Source organism: Streptomyces sp. NPDC107562 (genome assembly GCF_055657325.1).
Genome location: NZ_JBVKBE010000012.1, coordinates 65,783 through 91,818 on the forward strand (window position 1 = coordinate 65,783; position 26,036 = coordinate 91,818).

Below are 26,036 nucleotides of genomic sequence, written 5' to 3' on the forward strand. Positions count from 1 at the left end.
CCTCCGCCCGACCCCGCGCCTCACTTAGCCTCATGACCATGACTGCTGACGTGTGGCTGCCCATCCCGCCCCAGGAGATCGAGGGACTCCCGGACGGGCCGACCTACCGCTTCTGGAACGCGGGCGAGACGTTCCCCGCGGACCCCGCCGACTGCGCCTTCTACGTCGTCCCCTACATGACGCCCTCCGAGGTCGCCGTACGGCCGCTGCCCCGGATGACCTCCGTGGAGGTCGTGCAGACGCTCACCGCCGGAATGGATCATGTCGAACCGGGGCTGGGACACCTGCGCCCGGGGGTGCGCGTGTGCAACGCGCGCGGCGTGCACGAGGCGAGCACCGCGGAACTCGCGCTCACCCTGACCCTCGCCTCGCTGCGCGGGATCCCGGACTTCGTCCGCGCGCAGGACAGGGAGGAGTGGCGCAGCGGTTTCCGGCCGGCGCTCGCCGACAAGCACGTGCTCATCGTCGGCTACGGCTCGATCGGCGAGGCCATCGAGGACCGGCTCACGCCCTTCGAACTCGCGCGGGTGGCGCGCGTCGCGCGCTCAGGGCGCACCACGGCGCGCGGTCCCGTGCATCCGCTCACCGAACTGCCCGCCCTGCTTCCCAAGGCGGACGTCGTGATCCTCTCCACGCCGCTGACCGAAACCAGCCGGGGCCTCGTGAACGCCGAGTTCCTGGAGCGGATGAAGGACGGCGCGCTGCTCGTGAACGTCTCGCGCGGGCCGGTCGTGGACTCCAAGGCGCTGCTCAGCGAGCTGGAGAGCGGCCGGATCACCGCGGCCCTCGACGTCACCCACCCGGAGCCGCTCCCCGCCGGACACCCCCTGTGGAAGGCGCCCGGCCTGCTGATCAGCCCCCATGTCGGCGGCCCCACGTCCGCGTTCCTGCCGCGCGCCAAGAGGCTGCTCGTGGACCAGTTGCACCGTTTCGTGAACCGGGAGCCGTTGCGCAACGTGATCCTTACGACGGGCGCGAAGGATGCGTAGGACGGTCGGCGTGGGCGACGTGTGACCTGACTCGGGCACCCTCCGCAATCGTGCGGACGCGGTCCGTCCCACGTTCTCGCTGGTGGTCACGGAGCGTAGAGAAGCTATGTCCCTGAGTGACGAGACTGGTGTATCGTCCCGACAGGGGCTGCGCCGCGCACCGTTCGGCGCCGGGGATGGACGTTTCAGACTGCGAGGGGGGCGACGGGCGATGCACGGCCTATGGACGAACGATCCGACGAGGCGGGGCCGCCGACGGCGGCCCTGGCGCACGGCCACGCGACGGCGGGACCGGTACGCCGGCCACGGCGGTCACCACAGCCACCACCGCAGGCCCAACAGCCGCAGGCAGCAGGCTCAGTGCGCGCCCCGGGACCCACGGGACCCGGGCGTGGTACGGACCGGGAGGCCCCGGTGAACTCGCCCGCGCCGCCCACGACCACCCTCGACCAGGCGCTGCGACGGCATCCCGCGCCAGGCGCCCTGCTGCCCCGGCCGCCGGCCACCCGCGGCGGGTCGAGCATGTACCAGCAACTCGTCCTGGCCCTGCTCTGCGCGGGCTACGCCGTCGGCGCCGCGGTCGGCTGGGGTTCGCCGCATCTCGCCCTCGTGATGGGCGACTTCGGGCTGGCCGCCGCGGCCGCCGCGGCCGCCGTGTCGTGCTTCGTCTACGCCCACAGCCGCCGCGTCCGGTTCCGCTCCGCCTGGCTGCTGTTCGCCCTCTCCTCGGCGATGGCCGCCCTGGGCAACGGGGTCTGGGGCTGGTACGAGGTGGTCCTGGGACTGCAGGTGCCCAGCCCCAGCTACGCCGACGTGTTCTTCCTGTGCTTCGCGCCGCCCGCGATCGTGGGGCTGCTGGTCCTCGCCAAGCGGCCGGTGTCCAAGGCGGGCTGGGTCTGCCTCTCCCTGGACGCCTGGCTGATCGGCGGCTCCCTGGTCACCCTGTCGTGGAGCCTCGCGCTCGCCCAGGCGGCCAAGGGCGGCGGCCCCGGCGTGGCGCACACCGCGCTGTCGCTGGCGTACCCGCTGCTGGACATCGCGCTGGTCAGCATGGTGCTGGCGCTGCACTTCCGGCGCTCCGGCGCCAACCGCTCCGCGGTGAACACCGCGATCGGCGCGCTCGCGCTGACCGTGATGTGCGACGCCCTGTTCACCTCGCCGCTGCTGCACAACAACTACCACTCGGGCCAGCTGCTGGACGCGGGCTGGTTCGCGGGCTCGCTGCTCCTGGCGTACGCCCCCTGGGCCAGCACGCGCCCCGGGCAGCCCGGCGAGGAGCCACCCGCGCGCGTGGTGCACGAGCACGTGCCGGGACAGCGGGGGAGCGCCCCGGCGCCCCCGGCCGCGCAGCAGGGCGAGCACAGCCGCTACCCGGCCAACCGGCCGCTCACCGGCTCGCTGGCCGCCCTCACGCCGTACCTCGCCGCCGCCGTCTGCACGCTCGGGATCCTCTACAACGTGCTCAACGGCCGCAGCGTGGACCGCGTCGTGCTGCTCACCGGCGGCACGGTCGTGCTCGCGCTGGTGGTGCGCCAGGGGATCATGCTGCTCGACAACATCACCCTCACCCAGGAACTGGCCCAGAAGGAGAACCACTTCCGTTCCCTGGTGCAGGGCTCCAGCGACGTCATCATGATCGCCGCGCCCAACGGCATCCTCCGCTACGTCTCCCCGGCCGCCGCCGGCGTCTACGGACGCCCCGCGGAGGACCTGGTGGGGAGCGAACTGGCCGAGCTGATCCACCCGGAGGACCTGGGCTGCGTGGTGCACGAGGTGCGCCGCTTCCTCGCCGCCAGCCCCCAGGAGGAGCCCACCACGCGGATCGAGTGCCGCTTCCGGTCCGGCGAGGGAGGCTGGCTGAACGTCGAGTCGACCGTCAACAGGCACCACGGCGGCCTGATCTTCAACAGCCGGGACGTCACCGAGCGGGTCCGCCTGCAGGCGCAGTTACAGCACAACGCCGAGCACGACCCGCTCACCGACCTGCCCAACCGCGCGCTGTTCACCAAGCGGGTCCAGCAGGCCCTGTCCGGCCGCCGCAGCACCGACCGCGGCGCCGCCCTGCTGGGCACGGCCGTGCTCTTCATCGACCTGGACGGGTTCAAGGCCGTCAACGACACCATCGGGCACCAGGCCGGGGACGAGCTCCTCGTCCAGGCCGCGCGCAGGCTCCAGGAGGCGGTCCGCAAGGGCGACACCGCGTCCCGGCTGGGCGGCGACGAGTTCGCGGCCCTGATCGTCGGCGACGGGGCCCGGGACCGGGCCGCCCGTGAACGGCACATCCTGGAGCTCGCCGACCGCCTCAGGGTGACGCTGTCACAGCCCTACCTCATCGACGGCAACGATGTCCGTGTCGCCGCGTCCATCGGCGTGGCCTTCGCCGAACCGGGTCTCGGAGCGGGCGAGCTGCTGCGCAACGCCGACCTGGCGATGTACCGCGCGAAGTCGGCCGGAAAGGGTCGCGTCGAGCTGTACAAACCGCAGATGCAGCAGGACGTCGTACGCAAGGCCGAGCTGGCCACCCGGTTGCGGGCCGCGCTGCACGACGGCGAGTTCACGCTGCTGCACCAGCCGGTGGTGCGGCTGGAGGACGGCCGTATCACGGCGGTCGCCGCGCAGGCGCGCTGGCGGTCCTCGCAAGGGGTGCTGTTCACGCCCGCCGAGTTCCTGCGGGTGGCCGACGACGGCGACCGGACGGCCGAGCTGGGCCGCTGGGTGCTGGAAGAGGCGATCGAGCAGGCCGCCGAACGCGCCGCGACGGGCCACGCCGTCCCCGTGGCCGTCCGGATGGCCGCCCGCCGGCTGCTGGACCGGTCGACGCCCCTCGGCTCCGTCGAGGCGCTGCTGACCCGGCACGGACTGCCGTCCGGCGGCCTGGTCGTCGAACTGTCCGACATCGATGCCAAGATCTGCCTGGAGGATCTGGAGCGCCGCCTGGGCGCACTGCGCAGGCTCGGCATCCGGATCGCGCTGGACGCCTTCGGCGGCGGCTGTCCGGCCATCACGGCGCTCCGCCGGCTTCCGCTGGACGTGCTGAAGATCGATCGGGGACTGGTCGAGGGCGTCGTCGAGTCCGCCCGGCTGCACAAGATCACCAGCGGGCTGCTGCGTATCGCCGGCGATCTCGGACTGCAGTCCGTGGCGGACGGCGTGGATCTGCCCGAACAGGTCGTCGCCCTGCGCGCGATGGGCTGCACGCACGGGCAGGGCATGGCCTTCTCCGGGGCCCTCGACGAGTACCGGCTGCGCAGGGCGCTCGGTTCCGGCCGTTGTCCGGTGCCGCACGGGCCGGCCGAACCCGCGTTCGCGGGCGGCGGACCGGGCGGCTATCCCGGCGGCGTGACCACGGTCTTCGGAGGTGGCGCACCCGTGACCACCTCCGTCACCACATCTGTCGCCACACCCCTCACCACCCCGTTGCGCTCACATGATGAGACTCCCGTCCCACCTACTTGACAGTGGGTGCGCGCCGGGGGGAGGGTCAGTGCCATGCGCACCCGAATTCTCGTACTTGGACAGCGCGTCGGCTGAGCTGGGACCCACCGGAGGACGATCCGGGACACCCAGCGACGACACCGGCGCGCTCCCCTCGCTTGCCTTACGGCACGAGGGGTTTTTTGTTGCACAGGCACCTGCCGTACCGCAGTCGTACACCGTACAAACCTCGCAAAAACCCTCAGCATCGAGAAGAGAATGCCGATGACCGAGCAGGCCACCGGGGCCCATCACCCGCAGCCGCGGCCCCGATCCGGAGGACAGTCCGCCCCCGAGCACGTCACGGGCGCGCAGTCCCTCATCCGCTCTCTCGAGGAGGTCGGCGCCGACACGGTATTCGGCATTCCCGGCGGGGCGATCCTCCCGGCGTACGACCCGCTGATGGACTCCGGCAAGGTCCGCCACGTGCTGGTGCGGCACGAGCAGGGCGCCGGCCACGCCGCCACCGGCTACGCGCAGGCCACCGGCCGGGTCGGCGTCTGCATGGCGACCTCGGGACCCGGCGCCACCAACCTCGTCACGCCGATCGCCGACGCGCACATGGACTCCGTGCCGCTGGTCGCGATCACCGGCCAGGTCGCCTCCAAGGCGATCGGTACGGATGCCTTCCAGGAGGCGGACATCGTCGGCATCACCATGCCGATCACCAAGCACAACTTCCTGGTCACCAAGGCCGAGGACATCCCGCGGGTGATCGCGCAGGCGTTCCACATCGCGTCCACGGGCCGCCCCGGACCGGTCCTGGTCGACATCGCCAAGGACGCCCTCCAGGCCCGCACCACCTTCTCCTGGCCGCCCACCATGGACCTGCCCGGCTACCGCCCGGTGACCAAGCCGCACGCCAAGCAGATCCGTGAGGCCGCCAAGCTGATCACCTCCGCCAGGCGGCCGGTGCTGTACGTCGGCGGCGGCGTCATCAAGGCCAAGGCCACCGCCGAGCTGAAGGTCCTCGCCGAGCTCACCGGCGCGCCCGTCACCACCACCCTGATGGCGCTCGGCGCGTTCCCCGACAGCCACCCGCTGCACGTGGGCATGCCCGGTATGCACGGCGCGGTCTCCGCCGTCACCGCCCTGCAGAAGGCCGACCTGATCGTGGCCCTCGGCGCCCGCTTCGACGACCGCGTCACCGGCAAGCTGGACAGCTTCGCCCCGTACGCCAAGATCGTGCACGCCGACATCGACCCGGCCGAGATCGGCAAGAACCGCGAGGCCGACGTGCCGATCGTCGGTGACGCGCGTGAGGTCATCGCCGATCTGATCCAGGCCGTGCAGAAGGAGCACGCGGAGGGCCACCGGGGCGACTACGAGGCCTGGTGGAAGGACCTCAGCCGCTGGCGCGACACCTACCCCCTCGGCTACGACCAGCCCGAGGACGGCTCGCTCTCCCCGCAGCAGGTCATCGAACGCATCGGCCGACTCGCTCCCGAGGGCACCATCTTCGCGGCCGGCGTGGGCCAGCACCAGATGTGGGCGGCGCACTTCATCCAGTACGAGAAGCCCGCCACCTGGCTGAACTCCGGGGGCGCGGGGACGATGGGGTACGCCGTTCCGGCGGCGATGGGCGCCAAGGCGGGCGCCCCCGACCGCACCGTCTGGGCGGTCGACGGCGACGGCTGCTTCCAGATGACCAACCAGGAGCTCACCACCTGCGCCCTGAACAACATCCCGATCAAGGTCGCCGTCATCAACAACGGCGCCCTCGGGATGGTCCGCCAGTGGCAGACCCTCTTCTACAACCAGCGGTACTCCAACACCGTGCTGCACTCCGGCCCGGACGACGTCAATCCCGGGGCCCGGGGCACCCGCGTCCCGGACTTCGTGAAGCTGTCGGAGGCCATGGGCTGCTACGCCATCCGGTGCGAGGACCCCGCCGACCTCGACAAGGTGATCGAGGAGGCGAACTCGATCAACGACCGGCCCGTCGTCGTGGACTTCATCGTGCACGAGGACGCGATGGTGTGGCCGATGGTCGCCGCCGGCACCTCCAACGACGAGATCCTCGCCGCCCGGGACGTCCGCCCCGACTTCGGCGACGGCGAAGACGACTGAAGAGAGAGCTGAGTCAAGAACATGTCCAAGCACACGCTCTCGGTCCTGGTGGAGAACACGCCGGGCATCCTGGCCAGGATCGCCGCCCTGTTCTCCCGCCGCGGCTTCAACATCGACTCGCTCGCGGTCGGCGTCACCGAGCACCCCGACATCTCCCGCATCACGATCGTGGTGAGCGTCGACGACCTGCCGCTGGAGCAGGTGACCAAGCAGCTCAACAAGCTGGTCAACGTCCTGAAGATCGTCGAGCTGGAGCCGGCCCAGGCCGTGCAGCGCGAACTCGTCCTGGTGAAGGTGCGCGCCGACAACGAGACGCGCTCCCAGATCGTCGAGATCGTCCAGCTGTTCCGCGCCAAGACCGTCGACGTCTCCCCGGAGGCCGTCACCATCGAGGCCACCGGCAGCAACGACAAGCTGTCCGCCATGCTCAAGATGCTGGAGCCGTACGGCATCAAGGAGCTGGTCCAGTCCGGCACGATCGCGATCGGCCGCGGAGCGCGCTCGATCACCGACCGCTCGCTGCGCGCGCTCGACCGATCGGCGTGACGATGTGAGACGGGCGGCCCGCCCGACACGGGCCGCCCGTATGGCGAGACCCCGAACCTTCCCCTCCCTCCACCGTCATACGGTGGGACGCAACATCTGCACTCCAAGGAGAGACCCAAAGTGGCCGAGCTGTTCTACGACGCCGACGCCGACCTGTCCATCATCCAGGGCCGCAAGGTCGCGGTCATCGGTTACGGCAGCCAGGGCCACGCCCACGCCCTGTCGCTGCGTGACTCGGGTGTCGACGTGCGCGTCGGTCTGCACGAGGGCTCCAAGTCCAAGGCCAAGGCCGAGGAGCAGGGCCTGCGCGTGGTCACCCCGGCGGAGGCCGCCGCGGAGGCCGACGTCATCATGATCCTCGTCCCGGACCCGATCCAGTCCCAGGTCTACGAGGAGTCCATCGCCCCGAACCTGAAGGACGGCGACGCGCTGTTCTTCGGTCACGGCTTCAACATCCGCTTCGGGTTCATCAAGCCCCCGGCCGGCGTCGACGTCTGCATGGTCGCCCCCAAGGGCCCGGGCCACCTGGTGCGCCGTCAGTACGAGGAGGGCCGCGGCGTTCCCTGTATCGCCGCCGTCGAGCAGGACGCCACGGGCGACGCGTTCGCGCTGGCCCTGTCGTACGCCAAGGGCATCGGCGGCACCCGCGCCGGTGTCATCAAGACGACCTTCACCGAGGAGACCGAGACCGACCTGTTCGGTGAGCAGGCCGTCCTCTGCGGTGGCACCACCGCCCTGGTGAAGGCCGGTTTCGAGACGCTGACCGAGGCCGGCTACCAGCCGGAGATCGCGTACTTCGAGTGCCTGCACGAGCTGAAGCTGATCGTCGACCTCATGTACGAGGGCGGCCTGGAGAAGATGCGCTGGTCGATCTCCGAGACCGCCGAGTGGGGCGACTACGTCACCGGCCCGCGGATCATCACCGACGCCACCAAGGCCGAGATGAAGAAGGTCCTCGCCGAGATCCAGGACGGGTCCTTCGCGCAGGCCTGGATGGACGAGTACCACGGCGGTCTGAAGAAGTACAACGAGTACAAGCAGCAGGACTCCGAGCACCTGCTGGAGACCACGGGCAAGGAGCTGCGCAAGCTGATGTCCTGGGTCGACGAGGACGCGTGAGCCACGGGCGACAGGGCCGGAGCAGCGCGCTCCGGCCCCGTTGTCCAACCCGTCGAACCACGGACGGGTGATCCTTCCGCGGAGGCGCAGGACGACCCAGGCAGCGCCACTACACTGCCGTACACATACGCGTCAGGCCCACAGCGTCGTGCGTCTTCCACGCGGCTAGCACCCCTCCACCGCCTGCGGCCGTCGGGACGGCCGTCCGCATTGGACTTGTGAGGACTCACGTGAGCGCGAAACCCGTAGTACTCATCGCCGAAGAGCTGTCGCCCGCCACCGTGGACGCACTGGGGCCGGACTTCGAGATCCGGCACTGCAACGGAGCCGACCGGGCCGAACTGCTCCCCGCCATCGCCGAGGTCGACGCGATCCTGATCCGCTCCGCCACCAAGGTGGACGCCGAGGCCATCGCCGCCGCGCACCGGCTGAAGGTCGTCGCACGAGCCGGCGTCGGCCTGGACAATGTCGACGTCGCCGCCGCCACCAAGGCCGGCGTGATGGTCGTCAACGCCCCCACCTCGAACATCGTGACCGCCGCCGAGCTAGCCTGCGGTCTTCTGCTGGCCACCGCGCGCAACATCCCGCAGGCCAACGCCGCGCTGAAGAACGGCGAGTGGAAGCGGAGCAAGTACACGGGCGTCGAACTCGCCGAGAAGACCCTCGGCGTGGTGGGCCTCGGCCGTATCGGCGCGCTCGTCGCGCAGCGGATGTCCGCCTTCGGCATGAAGGTCGTCGCCTACGACCCCTACGTGCAGCCCGCGCGCGCCGCGCAGATGGGCGTCAAGGTGCTGTCGCTGGACGAGCTGCTGGAGGTCTCCGACTTCATCACCGTCCACCTGCCCAAGACCCCCGAGACGCTCGGCCTGATCGGTGCGGAGGCGCTGCGCAAGGTCAAGCCGAGCGTGCGGATCGTCAACGCCGCGCGCGGCGGGATCGTGGACGAGGAGGCGCTGTACTCGGCGCTGAAGGAGGGCCGCGTCGCCGGCGCCGGCCTCGACGTGTACGCCAAGGAGCCCTGCACGGACTCGCCGCTGTTCGAGTTCGACCAGGTCGTCTCCACCCCGCACCTCGGTGCCTCCACCGACGAGGCGCAGGAGAAGGCCGGTATCGCCGTCGCCCGGTCGGTGCGGCTCGCCCTCGCCGGTGAGCTGGTCCCCGACGCGGTGAACGTACAGGGCGGGGTGATCGCCGAGGACGTCAAGCCGGGGCTGCCGCTGGCCGAGCGACTCGGCCGGATCTTCACCGCGCTCGCGGGTGAGGTGGCCGTGCGGCTGGACGTCGAGGTCTACGGCGAGATCACTCAGCACGACGTGAAGGTGCTGGAACTCTCCGCGCTGAAGGGCGTCTTCGAGGACGTCGTCGACGAGACGGTCTCGTACGTCAACGCCCCGCTGTTCGCCCAGGAGCGCGGCGTCGAGGTGCGGCTGACGACCAGCTCGGAGTCGCCGGACCACCGCAACGTCGTCACCGTGCGCGGCACGCTCGGCGACGGCGAGGAGGTGTCGGTCTCCGGCACGCTCGCCGGTCCCAAGCACCTGCAGAAGATCGTCGCGGTCGGTGAGTACGACGTGGACCTCGCGCTCGCCGACCACATGGTCGTGCTGCGGTACGAGGACCGCCCGGGTGTCGTCGGCACCGTCGGACGGATCATCGGCGAGGCCGGCATCAACATCGCCGGGATGCAGGTCGCTCGCGCGGCGGTGGGCGGCGAGGCGTTGGCTGTGCTGACCGTCGACGACGCGGTGCCCACGGGAGTGCTCGCCGAGGTCGCCTCGGAGATCGGGGCGACGTCCGCTCGTGCGGTGAACCTCGTCTGAGGTTGCCCGGCCTGGGGGCTGCCGCCCCCAGGCCCCCGCTTCGGCCCTGAACGGGCCTCGTCCTCACACGCCGGACGGGCTGAGGTGACTCGGCTCGTCCGGCGTCTCGTTCGTGCGCACCTTCACCCGCCGCAGGCTCACCGCCGCCAGCACCGCCGCCCCCGTCAGCACCGTCGCCCCCGCGACCGCCGCCCCCTGCATGCCGCTGGTGAACGCCGCCCGCGCTGCCGCGGCCAGCCCCGGGACCTGATCGGCGACCGCCAGCGCCCCGCCCAGCGTCTCGCGGGCCACGTCCGGTGACGAGGCCGGCATCTCGTGGCGGTAGATCGCCGTACCGATCGAGCCGAGCAGCGCCATGCCGAGGGCGCCGCCGAACTCCGCGCCCGTCTCCATGAGCGAGGACGCCGAGCCGGCCCGCTCCACCGGGACCCCGCTCAGGGCGAGGTCCATGAGCTGCGACATGGCCGTCACCAGCCCGGACGCGAGCACGCCGCACGCCACGAGCACCAGCGCCATCGTGTCGGAGCCGGCGAAGGCCAGCAGTCCGTAGCCGCTCGCCGCGATCGCGAACCCGGCGGCGACGACGTACGCGCGGTTCGCCCCCCGCCCCACCAGCCGGGCCGCCAGCGGTGCCGCGAGGCCGATCGGCAACGACGGCAGCAGTGCCCACAGGGCCGCTTCCAGCGCGCTTTTGTCGAGCACCGACTGCAGGTACTGCGTGGTGAAGTAGGCGGAGCCCATCACCCCGAAGGCCGAGACCAGGTTCAGGCTCACGGCGGGGGCGAAGCCAGGGGCACGGAAGAGGGCGGGGGAGATCATCGGGGACCGGGCCGTGCGCTGCCGCTGGACGAAGAGGACCGCGAAGAGCAGGCCGACCGTGATCGAGACGACGTAGCGGACGTTCCAGCCCTCCGAGGGGATCTCCTTCAGGCCGTAGACGACGGGCAGCACCGCCGCCATCGACAGCGGCACGCTCAGCCAGTCGAAGCGCCCGGGGTGCGGATCGCGTGACTCGGGCAGCAGCAGGGGGCCGAGGAGCAGCAGCAGGGCCATCGCGGGGAGGTTGACCAGGAAGACCGAGCCCCACCAGAAGAACTCCACCAGGACCCCGCTGAGCACCGAGCCGAGGGCGACGCCGGCCGTCAGCACGCCGGACCACACCGCGATCGCCGTCGCCCGCTGGGCCGCGTCGGTGAACATCACCCGGACCAGCGACAGCGTCGACGGCATCAGGGTGGCCCCGCCGATGCCGAGCAACGCACGAGCCGCGATCAGCGTCTCGGCGCTGGTCGCGTACGCCGCGACCAAGGAGGCCGCCCCGAACGCGGCGGCGCCGATCAGGAGCAGTCTGCGGCGGCCGACGCGGTCGCCGACCGAGCCCATCGTCATCAGCAGGCCGGCCAGCGCGAAGGCGTAGATGTCGAAGATCCACAGTTGCTGGGTACCGGTGGGCTCCAGGTCCGCGCTGATCGCCGGGATCGCGAAGTACAGCACCGAGACGTCCATCGAGACCAGCAGCAGCGGCAGCATCAGCACGCCGAGCGCGGTCCATTCGCGGCGTCCGGCGCGCGTGTTCATCGGGTTGGTTGCCATGGCGGTGACTGTACGAACGTATTAAACACTTGTCTAGTACAGATGTATAGTACGGCTGTATAGGGGCGGCGCTACGATGGCGCCATGGGACATCGCGAGGATCTGCTCGAAGGCGCCAAGCGCTGCCTGCTGGAGAAGGGCTTCGCCCGCACCACCGCGCGCGACATCGTCAAGGAGTCGGGGACCAACCTCGCCTCCATCGGCTACCACTACGGCTCCAAGGACGCCCTGCTCGCACAGGCCTACGTCGCCCTGGTGGAGGGGTTGGGCGACGAGTTCGAGGAGGGCGAACAGCCGATCACCGCCGCTCCCGGCACCCTGGACCGGTTCGGTCAGGTCTGGGCGAACATCATCGGCACCATGCGCGAGCCCGGTTCGCTGTGGCGGCTCAGTATGGAGATCGTCGTCATGGGCGACCAACTGCCCGAGGTGCGCGAGCATCTGGCGCGCGCCCAGCGGGAGGCCGGACGCGGACTGATCCCGCTGCTCATGGGCGGGCGCGAGGAGGACGTACCGGACGAGGCCGTGGACACCCTCGGCGCGTTCTACGTCACCGTGATGACCGGTCTCATCGCCCTGTGGACCTTCGATCCCAAGAGGGCGCCGACGGCCGAGCAACTCACCGAGGGGCTGCGCCAGGTGATCGCCGGGGTCGCGCCGCGGCGCTGAGCGGCCGCGGCGCCCACGCCCGGGCGGCCGCCCGGCTCACAGGCGCGTCCCCTTCAGCACCATGTGCAGCAGGAGCCGGTCCTCCCCGTCGTCCAGGTCGAGGCCCGTCAGCTGTTCCACCCGCGACAGCCGGTAGTACAGCGTCTGCCGGTGGATGCCCAGCTCGGCGGCCGTGCGGGCGGCCTGGCCGGCGCAGTCCAGGTAGACCTCGGCCGTGCGGGCGAGTTCGTGGTGGGCGGGGGAGAGGAGCGGGGCGATCGCCGGGTCGCGGGCCGTCTCCGAAGGCAGGGCGGTCAGCAGACGGTACGGGCCGATGCGGGACCACTCGGCGACCGGTCCGAGGCGCGGCTCGGCCAGAGCCGCCCGGGCGGCCGCCACGGCCTCCTGCCATGCCGTTCCCAGGTCGGCGAGGCCGGTCAGCGGATCGCCCACGCCCGCCCGCGCGCCCTCCCGCAGCAGCCGGTTCGCCGCCGTCAGGGCCGGAGCGCGGACGTCCGTGGAGCGCAGCCGGACCAGCACCGCGAGGCTCTGGCCCGTCGTACCCCAGGGAATCGTGCACAGGGCCGTCGTGTGCGGCACCGCGCGGGCCGACGGGGCGTCCTCCGGGTCGGCCGACGGCCAGGGCGCGACGCACACCACCGCGTGCGGACCCTCGCCGCGCGTGCCCAGGGCCGTGCGCAGGGCGGCCACCGCCATGTCGCGCTGCCAGCCGCGCTCCGCCGTCAGCACGGCGCGCAACTCCCGGGTGAGGTCGGCGCCGGCCTGCGCCTCGTCGGCCAGCAGCGCGCCGATCCGGCCGGTGACCTCCATGGCCGCCGCCAGCTGGGCGTCGGTGGGGCCGGGCTCGCCGTCGAGCAGCCAGACGTAACCGAGGACGACCCCCCGGTGCCGTACCGGAAGGCAGATGCGGCCCCGGTGGACCCCGGCCTCAGGGGTGCGCGGGATCCGCACCGGGCCGCTCGCGCGGGTGATGCCGAAGCCCTCGAACCAGGCGCGGACCGCGGCCGTGGAGCGGCGGGTGAGGATCGAGCGGGTGCGGACCGGGTCCAGGGCGGACGGATCGAGATCGCCCTCGCTGTCGTACGCGCCGAAGGCGAGCAGCTCGAAGTCGCGGTTCTCCAGCGTCGCGGGGGCGCCCAGGAGCTCGGAGATCTCGTCGACCAGCTCCTGGTAGTCGTCCCGGTAATCGGCTGTCACCCGGGCATTCTCCCCCATTTTCCGAGGGCCTTCATACAACTGTCTGAGATCGGTGGCACGGATGCGTGACAGCTGTCGATGGCCCACGATCGAAGGGATCCATAGCTTTCACGGTGGTTCTCCGTGCCGTACCCGGACCGTCGGGTACCGGCCTTGTGTTGGTTGTGTTCTGGAGGTGCCCCGTGCTGGGTCCCGTGATTCTGGCCGCGTCGCGCAGCGACCGGATGCGACGCCTCGTTACGGCGGCCCCGGTGACGAAACAGGTCGTCGACCGCTTCATCCCGGGTGAGCGGGTGGACGACGTCGTCCCGATCATCGAGGGCCTCACCGGCCGGGGTCTGGAGCTGACGATGGACGTCGTCGGCGAGGACATCACCACCCGTGAGCAGTCCTACGCCGCCCGGGACGCCTACCTGGAGCTGATCGACCGGCTCAAGCCGCTGGAGCTGGGCGAGCGGGCCGAGATGTCCGTGAAGCTGTCGATGTTCGGGCAGGCCCTGGAGGGCGGTCACGAACTGGCGCTCGCCAACGTGCGGCCCGTCGTCGAGGCCGCCGCCGAGATCGGTACGACGGTGACGCTGGACGCCGAGGACCACACCACGCTCGACTCGATGTTCGCCATCCACGAAGAGCTGCGCAGAAACTTCCCGCAGACCGGCTGCGTCATCCAGGCCTACCTCTTCCGCACCGAGGCCGACGCCCGCCGCCTCGCCGCCGACGGAAGCCGCGTCCGGCTGGTGAAGGGGGCGTACAAGGAGCCCGCCGAGGTCGCCTACCAGCAGAAGCACGAGATCGACAAGGCGTACGTGCGGATCCTGCGCACCCTGATGGAGGGCGAGGGGTACCCGATGGTCGGGTCCCACGACCCGCGCCTGATCTCCATCGCCCAGGAGCTCGCGCACCGCGCCGGGCGCAAGCTGGACGAGTACGAGTTCCAGATGCTGTACGGCATCCGGAGCGAGGAGCACCTGCGGCTCGCCGCCGAAGGTCACCGCATGCGCGTCTACACCGCGTACGGCACCGACTGGTACGGCTACTTCATGCGGAGGCTCGCGGAGAAGCCCGCCAACCTGCGGTTCTTCGCGCGTTCCATGGTCACCAAGGGCTGAACCCGAACCACCCGCTCGACTCAAGGAGTTACGGAACACATGGACGCTGTGACCCAGGTCCCCACCCCCGTCAACGAGCCGGTGCACGGCTACGCCCCCGGCTCGCCCGAGCGCGCCCGCCTGGAGGTCAAGCTCAAGGAGCTGGCCGAGAACCCCATCGAGCTGACCTGCACCATCGGCGGTGAGCGGCGGATGGGTGGCGGCGAGGAGTTCCAGGTCGTGCAGCCGCACAACCACAAGGCCGTGCTCGGCACGTACCGCAACGCCACCCGGCAGGACGCGCAGGACGCCGTCGACGCGGCCCTCGCCGCCGCTCCGGCCTGGCGCGCGATGTCCTTCGACGACCGCGCGGCGATCATCCTGCGCGCCGCCGAGCTGCTGGCCGGACCGTGGCGCGAGACGCTGGCCGCCTCCACCATGCTCGGCCAGTCCAAGACCGCCCAGCAGGCCGAGATCGACACCCCCTGCGAGCTGGTCGACTTCTGGCGCTTCAACGTCGCCTACGCCCGCCGGCTGCTGGCCGAGCAGCCCCCGGCCAACTCCCCGGGCGTGTGGAACCGTCTCGACCACCGCCCGCTGGAGGGCTTCGTCTACGCGATCACGCCGTTCAACTTCACGGCCATCGCGGGCAACCTGCCCACCGCGCCCGCCCTCATGGGCAACGTCGTGGTCTGGAAGCCGAGCCCGACTCAGACCCACGCCGCCGTTCTGCTGATGCAGCTGCTGGAGGAGGCGGGCCTGCCCAAGGGCGTCATCAACCTCGTCACCGGTGACGGCATCGAGGTCTCCGCGGTGGCGCTGGAGCACCGCGACCTCGCGGGCATCCACTTCACCGGCTCGACCAAGACCTTCCAGTACCTGTGGAAGACGGTCGGCAACAACATCGAGAAGTACCGCACCTACCCGCGCCTGGTCGGCGAGACCGGCGGCAAGGACTTCGTGGTCGCCCACCCGAGCGCCGACCGTGCCGTCCTCAAGACCGCGCTGACCCGCGGTGCCTTCGAGTACCAGGGCCAGAAGTGCTCCGCGACCTCGCGCGCGTACGTCCCGGCGTCCATCTGGAACTCCGGCTTCAAGGAGGAGTTCGCGGCCGAGGTCGACTACCTCACCATGGGTGACGTCACCGACCTGTCCAACTTCATCGGCGCCGTGATCGACGAGCGTGCCTTCGCCAAGAACAAGGCCGCGATCGACCGCGCGAAGTCCGACCCGAGCTGCACGATCGTCGCGGGCGGCTCCTACGACGACTCGGTCGGCTACTTCGTCCGCCCCACGGTCATCGAGTGCACCGACCCGGAGAACGAGGTCTTCACGACCGAGTACTTCGGCCCGATCCTCGCCGTGCACGTCTACGAGGACGACGCGTACGAGGAGATGCTCACGCAGATGGAGTCGGCGTCGGACTACGCGCTGACCGGCTCGGTGATCTCCAGTGACCGCGCCGCCACCGCGTACACCATGGACAAGCTGCGCTACGCGGCCGGCAACTTCTACATCAACGACAAGTCGACCGGCGCCGTCGTCGGCCAGCAGCCCTTCGGCGGCGGCCGCGCGTCCGGCACCAACGACAAGGCGGGCGCCCCGCAGAACCTGATGCGCTGGACCCTGACCCGCGCCATCAAGGAGACCCTGGTCGCGCCGACCGACTACACCTACCCCCACATGGGCTGACACCCCGCCCCCCACCGCCGGGCCAGGGCGCCTCTCCCCCCGGGAGGCCCCTGGCCCGCGCGCGTCCGGCGCTACCCCGCGTCCCTCGCTCGGTCCTCGCGGGGGGAGGACACCGGGTCCGGGTCGAGGACCCAGCGGGTTCTCGCCAGGCGGTACACGACGTTCTCGTGCAGAGGGCCGTCCACGGGGCGGCGGGGTCGGTGAAGTCGGCGGACGGGTCGTGGGTCATGCCGAGGCGGCTCATCACCGCGCGCGATCGGGTGTTGGCCGGGACGGTGATCGCGAGGATCTCCGGCAGGTCCAGGTGTGTGAAACCGAAGTGCAGGACGGCCCGGGCGGCCTCGGTGGCGTAGCCGTGGCCCCAGGCGGTACGGGCCAGCCGCCAGCCGGCCTCGACGCCGGTGAAGGGCAGGCCCTCCTCCACGGGATCCAGTCCGGTGAAGCCGATGAACTCGCCGGTGCCGCGCACCTCGACGGCCCAGAAGCCCCAGCCCCGCCCGTCCAGGTCGCCCTGGAAACGGGACACGGCGGCGTCGCACTGCTCCCGGGTGGGCATGCCCGGCAGATGCCGGCGCACCTCCGGGTCGGCGTTGACGGCCGCCCAGGGCGCGAGGTCTGACTCCCGCCACTCGCGGAGCAGCAGGCGTTCGGTGTGGAGTCGCGACATCGCGCCAACGTAGCGAGGGCGAGGCGGGCGAGCCACCGTATTACCCCTCTGCCGCGCTCCCGCGATACTGGCCCGATGACCACCCGTACCGTCCACACCGCCGACCTCGCCCCCGCCGAACTACGCGCCGTGCGGGGCTTTCTGCACACCGCCTTCGACGCCGACTTCGGCGACTCCGACTGGGACCACGCGCTCGGCGGCATGCACGCGCTGGTCCACGACGAGCGCGGGCTCGCCGCACACGGCGCGGTCGTCATGCGACGGGTGCGGCACGGGCGGCGGTGGTTGCGGGTGGGGTACGTCGAGGCGGTCGCGGTACGGCACGACGTGCGGCGCACCGGACTCGGGGGGCGGGTCATGGCAGCCCTGGAAGGGATCATCACCCGCGCGTACGTCATGGGCGCCCTGTCCGCCAGCGACGAGGGGGCCCCGCTGTACGAGGCCCGGGGCTGGCAGGCATGGGGCGGGCGCGTCTGCGCGCTCGGCCCGGACGGCGTGGTCCACCTGCCCGAGGAGGAGGGCTCCACCTATGTGTGGCCCGTGGCGGCCGAACGGGTGAGCGGCGCGGACGGCGAGCTGGTCTTCGACTGGCGCGACGGCGACGTCCTCTAGCGAAGGCGCAGGTCGGCGGCGTGCGACCCGACCCGCCGTCTCAGATAGTAGGAAGTCCGAGTAATTGTGGAGACAGATGCGCCGTCACCGCCTAGCTTTGTAGGAGCCGAACGTCTCGCAGATCCAGCGAATGGCGGTAGTGAGCCGGGCCCCGTGCAGGCAACCCCTGCGGCACCGCTCCCCGCCCACCGGCGTGTCGAAAACCCCTGCCGCACTCCACGCTGTCGAAGGAGTCGATTTCCCATGGCCGAGACGACCGTCCGCCGCCGAGTCCGCCACGTCTCCCGTACGAGTGACTCCGACCGCAAGAACGCCGCGGCCGCCCTCCAGCGCGCCCTCGACCGCCGGGACAACGGCGGCGAGACCGGCCACTGAGGCGGGCCGCCCGCCCCGCCGGAGCCGTCCGGGGAGCATGCGCTGCCCGTGTCCGTCCGTATCGCGGACAGCGCATGTCATCTCGTGGGACGAGGGGTAGGGTGCCCGCATGTCTCGCAGCATCAATCTCGCAGTGATCCCCGGTGACGGCATCGGCCAGGAGGTCGTGACCGAAGGCCTGAAGGTCCTCTCCGCCGCGCTCCCGCAGGATGTGAAGCTGGAGACCAAGGAGTACGACTTCGGCGCCCGGCGCTACCACGCCACCGGTGAGACCCTCACCGACGCCGACCTCGACGCCCTGAAGCGGCACGACGCCATCCTGCTGGGCGCCATCGGCGACCCCGGTGTCCCCTCCGGCGTCCTGGAGCGCGGCTTCCTGCTCAAGCTCCGCTTCGCCTTCGACCACCACGTCAACCTGCGACCGTCCAAGCTGCTGCCCGGCGTCGCCACCCCGCTCGCCGGCGAGCCGCGGATCGACTTCGTGGTCGTCCGTGAGGGCACCGAGGGCCCTTACACCGGCAACGGCGGCAGCATCCGCAAGGGCACCGAGCACGAGGTCGCCACCGAGGTGTCCGTCAACACGGCCTACGGCGTCGAGCGCGTCGTCCGTGACGCCTTCGCCCGCGCCCAGGCCCGTCCGCGCAAGAAGCTCACGCTGGTCCACAAGAACAACGTGCTCACCTTCGCGGGCCACCTCTGGACGAACATCTTCAACAAGGTGGCCGAGGAGTTCCCCGAGGTCACCACCGAGTACATCCACGTCGACGCGGCGACCATCTACCTGGTCACCCAGCCCGAGCGGTTCGACGTCGTCGTCACGGACAACCTCTTCGGCGACATCATCACCGACCTCGCCGCGGCCGTCTCCGGCGGCATCGGCGTCGCCGCGAGCGGGAACATCAACCCGTCCGGCGAGTTCCCCTCGATGTTCGAGCCCGTGCACGGTTCCGCGCCGGACATCGCCGGCCAGGGCAAGGCCGACCCGACCGCCACGGTCCTGTCCGTCGCGCTGCTGCTGCGTCACCTCGGCCTGGAGGCCGAGGCCACCCGCATCGAGGAGGCGGTCGCCGCCGACCTCGCCGAGCGGGTCGCGGGGCCGGCGCGCAGCACCTCCGAGATCGGCGACGCGCTCGCCGTACGAGTAGCCGGCTGACCCGCGCCGCTCGAAATCTCGCCGATCGCTCAGAGCCAACGGGCCGATCACGCAGATCATTCGACAGCCGCCGGGTCGCAATCCGCACCCGGCGGCTTTTCACTGTCCCCGCCGAGTGCGACCATCAATCCCTGGGCCGCATTCATGCCGTTTTCCGACCATGGCCACCCGCGGGCGATAATCGAACGCGGAGCCGCGGAATGAGGGAATGCTCGGACGTCCTAGCACTGGCCACCGGCAGTACGGGCGTGAGCGCGGCCCGTCACTACCAACGGTGAAGGACACCCACTGATGACGACGCCCACGATCGAGCTCAAGCCCTCCGCCAATCCGCTCTCCGACACGGAGCGCGAGGCCATCCTCGCGAGCCCCGGCTTCGGCCGCCACTTCACCGACCACATGGTCACCATCAAGTGGACCGAGGGCCGCGGCTGGCACGACGGACAGCTCGTCCCGTACGCGCCGATCTCCCTCGACCCCGCCACCAACGTCCTGCACTACGCGCAGGAGATCTTCGAGGGGCTGAAGGCCTACCGCCGTCCCGACGGCTCGGTCGCCACCTTCCGGCCCGACCAGAACGCCCTGCGCTTCCAGCGTTCCGCCCGCCGCCTCGCGATGCCCGAGCTGCCGGTCGAGACGTTCATCGAGGCCTGTGACGCGCTGGTCCGCCAGGACGTCGCATGGGTGCCGGCCCACGGCGGCGAGGAATCCCTCTACCTGCGCCCCTTCATGATCGGCACCGAGGTCGGGCTGGGCGTGAAGCCGGCCAACGAGTACCTCTTCCTCGTCATCGCCTCCCCGGCCGGCGCCTACTTCCCGGGCGGCGTCAAGCCGGTCTCCATCTGGGTCTCCGAGGACCGCGTCCGCGCCGTCCCCGGCGGCATGGGCGACGCCAAGACCGGCGGCAACTACGCGGCCTCCCTGCTGGCCCAGGCCGAGGCCGCGGCCAAGGGCTGCGACCAGGTCTGCTACCTCGACGCCGTCGAGCACCGGTGGGTCGAGGAACTGGGCGGCATGAACCTCTACTTCGTGTACGGCGACAGGATCGTCACGCCGTCGCTCACCGGGTCGATCCTGGAGGGCGTCACCCGCGACAGCCTTCTTGCCGTCGCCCGCGACTTGGGCTACGAGGCCGAGGAGGGCCGCGTCTCCGTCGAGCAGTGGCAGCGTGACTCGGAGAACGGCAGCCTCACCGAGGTCTTCGCCTGCGGCACGGCCGCCGTGATCACGCCGGTCGGCACGGTCAAGCGCGCGTCCGGTCAGTGGCAGCAGTCGGCGGGTGGGACCGGCGAGGTCACCCTGCGTCTGCGCCAGGCCCTCCTCGACATCCAGCGCGGCACCGCCGAGGACACCCACGGCTGGATGCACCAGCTGGCCTGACCCCCCGCCCCCGGCGCCGCCTCCAGTCGGCGCCGGGGCGCTTTCGCCCTGCACCGCCGGCCGCGCACCACCGAGGCGGGCGAGCCGGAGCCGCCGACCGGGCCGGTGCGCCGGCCGTCCCTGTCTCTCCTCCCGGCGCCGCCCCCAGTCGGCGCCGGGGGCTTGCGTCCCGCACCGCCGGCCGCGCACCGACCGAGGCGGGCGAGCTGGAGCCGCCGGCCGGGCCGGTGCGCCGGGCGTCCTGTCCTTCCTCCTGGCGCCGACCCGTGTCTCCCTCACGGCGCCGATCCCTTACGCCCGACCGCCCTTGTACCCATGGCCGGACGGGCTGAACGGGTCGGCCGTGGCGGAGTCCGGCCTCCGGCGCCGGGACTTCGGTTTCCGCGGGCCCCGACGGGGTCCGGCCCGCAGCCCGGTCCCGTTTCCGTCCGACGCGTCACGGCTCCTGGGCTCCCGCCGTGGCGCCGGCTCGCCGTACCCGGCTCTCGGGCTCGGGCCAGGCCCCTTTCAGCCGCCGGTCGGCCTCAGTCGACGGATCGGCTCAACGCGTCGGGGGCGGGCTCCGTCGAGGTGGGGGCCGGGAGGGGTGGGTGGGGCTGGGGGAGCAGGACGTAGGTCAGGCCGCCCACCGCGCCCGACAGCAGGAAGCTGCAGTCCACCCCGCCGGTCAGGGACAGCAGCGGGCCCTCGTAGGAGGGCAGGGACACGGCGAGGACGCCGACCACCGCGCCGAGGGCCCAGGACACCGTGGCCGGTATGTTCCAGCCGGCGCGGAACCAGTAGGCCCCGCCCCGCGCCCGGCGGTTGTAGACCTGGAGCGCCTCCGCGTCGTACACGCCACCGCCGCGGACGAAGCCGATCAGGGTGATCACCGCCCAGGGCGTGCCGATCGCCGTCAGCAGCAGGACGAACGACGTCATCGCGGACTGCGCCTCCCAGGCGTAGTGGCCGGCGAAGACGCAGGCGGTGGCGACGACCGCGACCGCGCAGGTGGCCCGGGCGCGGGAGGCGCGCGGCAGGATGGCGTCCAGGTCGAGGCCCATGGAGTAGAGCATCAGCCCCGCGTTGCCGACCGACCCGGCGGAGGCGGCCAGCAGCAGCGGCACCAGGTACCAGGACGGCGAGGCCGTGACGAGCGGACCGGCGTAGTCGAGGGCCGCGCGGGCGGCGTAGGCGGTGAAGGTGCCGAAGAGCTGCGGCACCAGCAGCCCGAGCAGCAGGCCCAGCCAGGTGGCGCGCAGCACCCGGCGGGAGGAGTGGCGGGCCGGGGAGATGTAGCGGGTGTAGTCGCCGAGCAGCGTGATGAACGCGATGGGGCCGGACAGGCCGGCGGCCACCGTCGCCAGCGCCCACGTCGGCCAGAACCCGCCGAGCAGATACCCGCCCGCCTCCGCAAGCGCGCCGGTCGTGAAGTCGGGCGCGTACGCGACGAGTCCGAGGACCAGCAGAAGCGTCATGCCGATCGCGAGGACGCGGGAGAGGGCGAGCAGCAGGCGGTAGCCGTAGACCGCGGCGACGACGGTGGCGGCGGCGAGCAGCGCGTAGACCAGGCCGTACGATCCTCCGCCCGCCGACAGCCCGAAGAGCCTCTCCAGAACGCGCACCGTCACGTCGCCGCCGATCCACACGGTCAGCGCGGTGTAGCCGAGGGCGAGCAGCAGTCCGACGATCGAGCCGACCAGCCGCCCGCGCACGCCGAACTGGGCGCCGGAGGACGTCGACAGGTTGGTGGCGGTGCGCAGGGAGACGAGCGCGAGCGGCGCCGTGACCGCCGTACCGACGACCGTGCCGACCAGGATCGCGCTCACCGACCCCCACCAGTCCAGCCCGAAGGACGGCGGCAGCCAGCCGAAGACGATCACTCCGAGGCAGAGGTTGGAGCCGAGCAGGATCGAGACGAGGTCGCGCGGTGTGCTCGTGCGTTCCTCGTCCGGGATGGTGTCGACTCCGCGCTGTTCCATCGGCATGGCTGGGTCTCCTTCGACGGCCGCCAGGTTCTTCGATCTGTTTGAGCGGTGTTCAATGTGGCGTCCGCCGTGTCGATCCGTCAATGTTTCCGTTCTGGGAATCTCATGTTTAGAGTGATGCTCTAAAGCGGGGATGACAAGGAGGTGCCCGCGTCATGAGACTGACCCCCACGGAACGTGACCGGCTGTTGCTCTTCTCGGCGGCCGAGCTGGCCCGGTCCCGGAAGGCACGGGGCCTGAGGCTGAACGTGCCGGAGGCCACCGCCCTCATCGCCGACACGGTGTGCGAGGCGGCCCGCGACGGCGCCCGGCTCGCCGAGGCCGTCGAACGCGCCCGTTCGGTGCTCGGTCCGGACGACGTCCTGCCGGGCGTCGCCGACGTCGTCACCGAGGTGCACGTCGAGGCGGTCTTCGACGACGGTTCCCGGCTCGCCGTCGTCTCCGCCCCGATCGGCGGCAGGCTCGGCGAGCGGGCGCCGGGTGCGCTGCTGCCGGGACCCGAGCACGCCGAGCCCGAGGCGGCGGTGCGGCTGACCGTCACCAACACCGCGACCGTGCCCGTCTCCGTGACCTCCCACTTCCACTTCTTCGAGGCCAACCCGCGGCTGGACTTCGCCCGCAGCGACGCCTACGGGATGCGGCTCGCGGTGCCCGCCGGGTCGTCCGTGCGCTTCGGGCCGGGCGAGAGCCGCGAGGTCGGGCTCGTACCGATCGGCGGCGAGCGGATCGCGATCGGCTTCGCCGGGCTCGTCGACGGGCCGCTGGACGCGCCCGGGGCGAAGGCGGAGGCCCTGCGGCGGGCCGCCGCGTGCGGCTACCTCGGCACTACGGGATCCACACCGGAAGGAGGCGCGCGATGAGCCGCTCCAAGGGACGGGAGATCAGCGAGTCGATCCATGTCGACCCGCACGCCTACGCGGCCACGCACGGCCCGCGCGCCGGGGACCGGATCCGCCTCGGCGACTCCGGTCTGACGATCCGTGTGGAGTCCGACTCCCAGCGGTACGGGGACGAGTTCCTCGCCGGCTTCGGCAAGACCGCCCGTGACGGGCTGCACCTCAAGGCCGCCGCCGTCCGCGACACCTGTGACGTCGTGATCAGCAACGTCGTCGTGATCGACGCGGTGCAGGGGATCCGCAAGGTCTCCATCGGCATCCGCGAGGGTCGGATCTGCTCCATCGGGAGGGCCGGGAACCCCGACACCCTGGACGGGGTCGACGTCGTGGTCGGCACGGGCACGTCGATCGTCTCCGGAGAGGGGCTGATCGCCACCGCCGGGGCCGTGGACACCCATGTCCACCTGCTGTCGCCGCGCATCATGGAGGCCTCGCTGGCGTCCGGCGTGACCACCGTCATCGGCCAGGAGTTCGGACCGGTGTGGGGGGTCGGCGTCAATGCGCCGTGGGCGCTGCGGCACGCCTTCGGCGCCTTCGACGCCTGGCCGGTCAACATCGGCTTCCTCGGCCGGGGTTCGTCGTCCCACGAGGCCCCGCTGATCGAGGCGCTGGCCGAGGGCGGGGCGAGCGGCTTCAAGGTGCACGAGGACATGGGCGCCCACACCCGCGCCCTCGACACCGCACTGCGCGTCGCCGAGGAGCACGACGTCCAGGTCGCCCTGCACAGCGACGGCCTGAACGAGTGCCTCTCGGTGGAGGACACCCTGCGCGTTCTGGAGGGCCGCACGATCCACGCCTTCCACATCGAGGGCTGCGGCGGCGGACACGTCCCCAACGTGCTGAAGATGGCCGGGGTGCCCAACGTCATCGGCTCCTCCACCAACCCGACCCTGCCCTTCGGCCGGGACGCGGTCGCCGAGCACTACGGCATGATCGTCTCCGTCCACGACCTCAAGACCGACCTGCCGGGCGACGCCGCCATGGCCCGCGACCGCATCCGCGCCGGCACCATGGGCGCCGAGGACGTGCTGCACGACCTGGGCGCCATCGGCATCACCTCGTCGGACGCGCAGGGCATGGGACGCGCGGGCGAGACGGTGCGCCGTACGTTCGCCATGGCCGGCAAGATGAAGGCCGAGTTCGGCGCCCCGGACGAGCACGACAACGAGCGCGTCCTGCGGTACATGGCCAAGCTGACCATCAACCCGGCCCTCGCGCACGGGCTGGCCCACGAGGTCGGGTCGATCGAGGTCGGCAAGCTTGCTGACCTCGTGCTGTGGCGGCCGGAGTACTTCGGCGCCAAGCCGCAGCTCGTGCTGAAGGCCGGCTTCCCGGCGTACGGCGTGGTCGGCGACCCCAACGCCGCCACCGACACCTGCGAACCCCTCGTGCTGGGACCGCAGTTCGGCGCGCACGGCGCCACCCCCGCCGACATCTCCGTCGCGTTCGTCGCCCAGGCCGCCCTCGACCAGGGCCACGACACCATGCCGACCCGGCGACGCCGGGTCGCCGTGCGCGGCACGCGCGGGATCGGACCGGCCGACCTGCGCCTGAACTCCCGTACCGGACAGGTCGACGTCGACGCGCGCACCGGACTGGTCACCCTCGACGGCGACCCGCTGCGCTCCGCACCGGCCGAGTCCGTCTCCCTCAACCGTCTGTACTTCCTCTAAGGACCCACGACATGACCACCCCCGCAGCCGACGGCTTCCGCATGCCCGCCGAGTGGACCCCGCACGAGCGCACCTGGATGGCCTGGCCGGGCCCGAACCCCACCTTCGAGGACCCCGAGGACCTCGCCGCCGCCCGGAGCGCCTGGGCCTCGGTGGCCCGCGCGGTCCGCCGCTTCGAGCCGGTGACGGTGGTGTGCGGCCCCGGTCAGTCGGAGCAGGCCCGCAGCCTGCTGGGCGAGGGCGTCGAGACGGTCGAACGCGAGCTCGACGACGCGTGGATGCGGGACATCGGCCCCACCTTCCTGACCGACGGCTCCGGCGCGCTCGCCGCCGTGGACTGGACGTTCAACGGCTGGGGCGCCCAGGAGTGGGCCCGCTGGGAGAACGACGCGAAGATCGGCGCTTACGTCGCGGACCTCGCGGGCGCCACGTCGTACGCCTCGCGGCTCGTCAACGAGGGCGGGGCGATACATGTGGACGGCGAGGGCACGGTCCTGCTGACCGAGACCGTCCAGCTCGGGCCCGAGCGCAACCCCGGCTGGACGCGCGAGGAGGTCGAGGCCGAGATCCACGCCCAGCTCGGCACCCGCAAGGCCCTGTGGCTGCCCCGCGGCCTCACCGGGGACTACCCGCCGTACGGATTCGGCACCCTCGGCCACGTCGACATCGTCGCCGCCTTCGCCCGCCCCGGCGTGGTGGTCGCCCACCACCAGCCCGACCCCGCGCATCCCGACCACGAGGTCACCAAGGAGGTCATCGGGCGCCTGCGGTCGGCCACCGACGCACGCGGCCGCGCCCTGGAGGTCGTCGAGGTCCCCGCCCCGACCGTGCTGGAGGCCGACGGCCACTGGGCCGACTACTCCTACATCAACCACTACCTCTGCAACGGAGGCGTCGTCCTGTGCGCCTTCGACGACCCGCGCGACGAGCCGGCGGCGGGCATCTTCCGCCGGCTGTTTCCGGAGCGGACGGTCACCCTTGTGGACGCCCGTACGATCTTCGCGGGGGGTGGAGGCATCCACTGCATCACCCAGCAGCAGCCGAAGATCTAGGAGC

19 protein-coding genes and 1 pseudogene are annotated in these 26,036 nt (G+C 71.5%); 16 read left to right on the plus strand and 4 right to left on the minus strand.

All coding sequences use genetic code 11. The annotated features are described in order from the left end of the window. The first annotated feature begins 38 nt into the window (after positions 1-38). From ACZ7LV_RS28275 to serA, 6 genes are all read left to right on the plus strand, one after another. Entirely contained in the window at positions 39-989 is a 951-nt protein-coding gene (locus tag ACZ7LV_RS28275) for a 2-hydroxyacid dehydrogenase (protein ID WP_471943312.1), read from the plus strand. A 414-nt stretch (positions 990-1,403) separates the two neighbouring features. Next, positions 1,404-4,445, plus strand: a complete 3,042-nt coding sequence (locus tag ACZ7LV_RS28280) for a putative bifunctional diguanylate cyclase/phosphodiesterase (RefSeq protein ID WP_471943314.1) — start codon at positions 1,404-1,406, stop codon at positions 4,443-4,445. A 237-nt stretch (positions 4,446-4,682) separates the two neighbouring features. Beyond that, positions 4,683-6,533: an acetolactate synthase large subunit gene (locus ACZ7LV_RS28285; protein ID WP_471943316.1), complete on the plus strand. Its 1,851-nt coding sequence runs from the start codon at positions 4,683-4,685 to the stop codon at positions 6,531-6,533. A gap of 21 nt (positions 6,534-6,554) precedes the next feature. Further along, positions 6,555-7,079, plus strand: a complete 525-nt coding sequence (ilvN, locus tag ACZ7LV_RS28290) for an acetolactate synthase small subunit (RefSeq protein WP_471943318.1) — start codon at positions 6,555-6,557, stop codon at positions 7,077-7,079. A gap of 120 nt (positions 7,080-7,199) precedes the next feature. Continuing rightward, positions 7,200-8,198 (plus strand): ketol-acid reductoisomerase, encoded by a 999-nt coding sequence (gene ilvC, locus ACZ7LV_RS28295; RefSeq protein ID WP_401673656.1) that lies wholly within the window; start codon positions 7,200-7,202, stop codon positions 8,196-8,198. Between the two features lie 230 nt (positions 8,199-8,428). Next, positions 8,429-10,018: a phosphoglycerate dehydrogenase gene (serA, locus tag ACZ7LV_RS28300; RefSeq protein WP_471943319.1), complete on the plus strand. Its 1,590-nt coding sequence runs from the start codon at positions 8,429-8,431 to the stop codon at positions 10,016-10,018. 63 nt (positions 10,019-10,081) lie between these two features. Here serA and ACZ7LV_RS28305 read toward each other — a convergent pair whose 3' ends face one another. Then, positions 10,082-11,611 (minus strand): MFS transporter, encoded by a 1,530-nt coding sequence (locus ACZ7LV_RS28305; protein WP_471943321.1) that lies wholly within the window; start codon positions 11,609-11,611, stop codon positions 10,082-10,084. A gap of 84 nt (positions 11,612-11,695) precedes the next feature. Here ACZ7LV_RS28305 and ACZ7LV_RS28310 point away from each other — a divergent pair, with 84 nt between their 5' ends. After that, on the plus strand, positions 11,696-12,280 hold the full coding sequence (locus ACZ7LV_RS28310; protein ID WP_471943323.1) for a TetR/AcrR family transcriptional regulator: 585 nt from the start codon (positions 11,696-11,698) through the stop codon (positions 12,278-12,280). Between the two features lie 36 nt (positions 12,281-12,316). On the opposite strand, the gene ACZ7LV_RS28315 is transcribed toward ACZ7LV_RS28310, so the two are convergent. Next, entirely contained in the window at positions 12,317-13,495 is a 1,179-nt protein-coding gene (locus tag ACZ7LV_RS28315) for a PucR family transcriptional regulator (protein ID WP_471943325.1), read from the minus strand. A 164-nt stretch (positions 13,496-13,659) separates the two neighbouring features. Here ACZ7LV_RS28315 and ACZ7LV_RS28320 point away from each other — a divergent pair, with 164 nt between their 5' ends. Both ACZ7LV_RS28320 and pruA read left to right on the plus strand, forming a co-directional pair. Further along, positions 13,660-14,586 (plus strand): proline dehydrogenase family protein, encoded by a 927-nt coding sequence (locus ACZ7LV_RS28320; RefSeq protein ID WP_471943327.1) that lies wholly within the window; start codon positions 13,660-13,662, stop codon positions 14,584-14,586. 39 nt (positions 14,587-14,625) lie between these two features. Beyond that, positions 14,626-16,257 carry an L-glutamate gamma-semialdehyde dehydrogenase gene (gene pruA, locus ACZ7LV_RS28325; protein WP_471943329.1) on the plus strand — a complete coding sequence of 544 codons (1,632 nt, stop codon included), beginning with the start codon at positions 14,626-14,628 and terminating at the stop codon, positions 16,255-16,257. 71 nt (positions 16,258-16,328) lie between these two features. Here the strand turns inward: pruA and ACZ7LV_RS28330 are convergent. After that, positions 16,329-16,924 (minus strand): annotated as a pseudogene (locus ACZ7LV_RS28330) (GNAT family N-acetyltransferase). A 75-nt stretch (positions 16,925-16,999) separates the two neighbouring features. Between ACZ7LV_RS28330 and ACZ7LV_RS28335 the strand changes: the two are divergent. The 4 genes from ACZ7LV_RS28335 to ACZ7LV_RS28350 all read left to right on the plus strand — a co-directional run bounded on the left by ACZ7LV_RS28335 (position 17,000) and on the right by ACZ7LV_RS28350 (position 20,444). After that, a complete protein-coding gene (locus ACZ7LV_RS28335; protein WP_471943331.1) occupies positions 17,000-17,536 on the plus strand; it encodes a GNAT family N-acetyltransferase in 537 nt (178 codons plus the stop codon). 243 nt (positions 17,537-17,779) lie between these two features. Beyond that, positions 17,780-17,911 carry a hypothetical protein gene (locus tag ACZ7LV_RS28340; protein ID WP_294004210.1) on the plus strand — a complete coding sequence of 44 codons (132 nt, stop codon included), beginning with the start codon at positions 17,780-17,782 and terminating at the stop codon, positions 17,909-17,911. A gap of 109 nt (positions 17,912-18,020) precedes the next feature. Then, complete coding sequence (locus tag ACZ7LV_RS28345; RefSeq protein ID WP_471943333.1) at positions 18,021-19,064, plus strand: 3-isopropylmalate dehydrogenase; 1,044 nt, start codon at positions 18,021-18,023, stop codon at positions 19,062-19,064. Positions 19,065-19,355: 291 nt separating this feature from the next. Continuing rightward, entirely contained in the window at positions 19,356-20,444 is a 1,089-nt protein-coding gene (locus ACZ7LV_RS28350) for a branched-chain amino acid aminotransferase (RefSeq protein WP_471943335.1), read from the plus strand. A gap of 524 nt (positions 20,445-20,968) precedes the next feature. Here the strand turns inward: ACZ7LV_RS28350 and ACZ7LV_RS28355 are convergent. Further along, complete coding sequence (locus ACZ7LV_RS28355) at positions 20,969-22,411, minus strand: cytosine permease (RefSeq protein WP_471943337.1); 1,443 nt, start codon at positions 22,409-22,411, stop codon at positions 20,969-20,971. A 155-nt stretch (positions 22,412-22,566) separates the two neighbouring features. On the opposite strand from ACZ7LV_RS28355, the gene ureA reads away from it, so the two are divergent. From ureA to ACZ7LV_RS28370, 3 genes are read left to right on the plus strand one after another with little or no spacing between them, the layout of a single operon-like run. Then, entirely contained in the window at positions 22,567-23,271 is a 705-nt protein-coding gene (gene ureA, locus ACZ7LV_RS28360; RefSeq protein ID WP_471943339.1) for an urease subunit gamma, read from the plus strand. Then, positions 23,268-24,980 carry an urease subunit alpha gene (locus tag ACZ7LV_RS28365; RefSeq protein ID WP_471943341.1) on the plus strand — a complete coding sequence of 571 codons (1,713 nt, stop codon included), beginning with the start codon at positions 23,268-23,270 and terminating at the stop codon, positions 24,978-24,980. The genes ureA and ACZ7LV_RS28365 overlap by 4 nt, the downstream gene beginning before the upstream one ends. Positions 24,981-24,991: 11 nt before the next feature. Then, the gene (locus tag ACZ7LV_RS28370; RefSeq protein WP_471943343.1) at positions 24,992-26,032 is read left to right on the plus strand and encodes an agmatine deiminase family protein; all 1,041 of its coding nucleotides are present in this window, start codon (positions 24,992-24,994) and stop codon (positions 26,030-26,032) included. Positions 26,033-26,036 lie beyond the last annotated feature (4 nt).

Excerpts from the sequence above, each read along its gene's own strand:
- ACZ7LV_RS28285 (WP_471943316.1), top strand. The coding sequence starts at position 4,683 with ATGCCGATGACCGAGCAGGCCACCGGGGCCCATCACCCGCAGCCGCGG.
- ACZ7LV_RS28305 (WP_471943321.1), bottom strand. The coding sequence starts at position 11,611 with ATGGCAACCAACCCGATGAACACGCGCGCCGGACGCCGCGAATGGACC.
- ACZ7LV_RS28365 (WP_471943341.1), top strand. The coding sequence starts at position 23,268 with ATGAGCCGCTCCAAGGGACGGGAGATCAGCGAGTCGATCCATGTCGAC.
- ACZ7LV_RS28370 (WP_471943343.1), top strand. The coding sequence starts at position 24,992 with ATGACCACCCCCGCAGCCGACGGCTTCCGCATGCCCGCCGAGTGGACC.
- ACZ7LV_RS28340 (WP_294004210.1), top strand. The coding sequence starts at position 17,780 with ATGGCCGAGACGACCGTCCGCCGCCGAGTCCGCCACGTCTCCCGTACG.
- ACZ7LV_RS28345 (WP_471943333.1), top strand. The coding sequence starts at position 18,021 with ATGTCTCGCAGCATCAATCTCGCAGTGATCCCCGGTGACGGCATCGGC.
- ACZ7LV_RS28310 (WP_471943323.1), top strand. The coding sequence starts at position 11,696 with ATGGGACATCGCGAGGATCTGCTCGAAGGCGCCAAGCGCTGCCTGCTG.
- ACZ7LV_RS28275 (WP_471943312.1), top strand. The coding sequence starts at position 39 with ATGACTGCTGACGTGTGGCTGCCCATCCCGCCCCAGGAGATCGAGGGA.
- ACZ7LV_RS28350 (WP_471943335.1), top strand. The coding sequence starts at position 19,356 with ATGACGACGCCCACGATCGAGCTCAAGCCCTCCGCCAATCCGCTCTCC.
- ACZ7LV_RS28355 (WP_471943337.1), bottom strand. The coding sequence starts at position 22,411 with ATGCCGATGGAACAGCGCGGAGTCGACACCATCCCGGACGAGGAACGC.
- ilvN (WP_471943318.1), top strand. The coding sequence starts at position 6,555 with ATGTCCAAGCACACGCTCTCGGTCCTGGTGGAGAACACGCCGGGCATC.
- ACZ7LV_RS28335 (WP_471943331.1), top strand. The coding sequence starts at position 17,000 with ATGACCACCCGTACCGTCCACACCGCCGACCTCGCCCCCGCCGAACTA.
- ACZ7LV_RS28315 (WP_471943325.1), bottom strand. The coding sequence starts at position 13,495 with ATGGGGGAGAATGCCCGGGTGACAGCCGATTACCGGGACGACTACCAG.
- ureA (WP_471943339.1), top strand. The coding sequence starts at position 22,567 with ATGAGACTGACCCCCACGGAACGTGACCGGCTGTTGCTCTTCTCGGCG.
- pruA (WP_471943329.1), top strand. The coding sequence starts at position 14,626 with ATGGACGCTGTGACCCAGGTCCCCACCCCCGTCAACGAGCCGGTGCAC.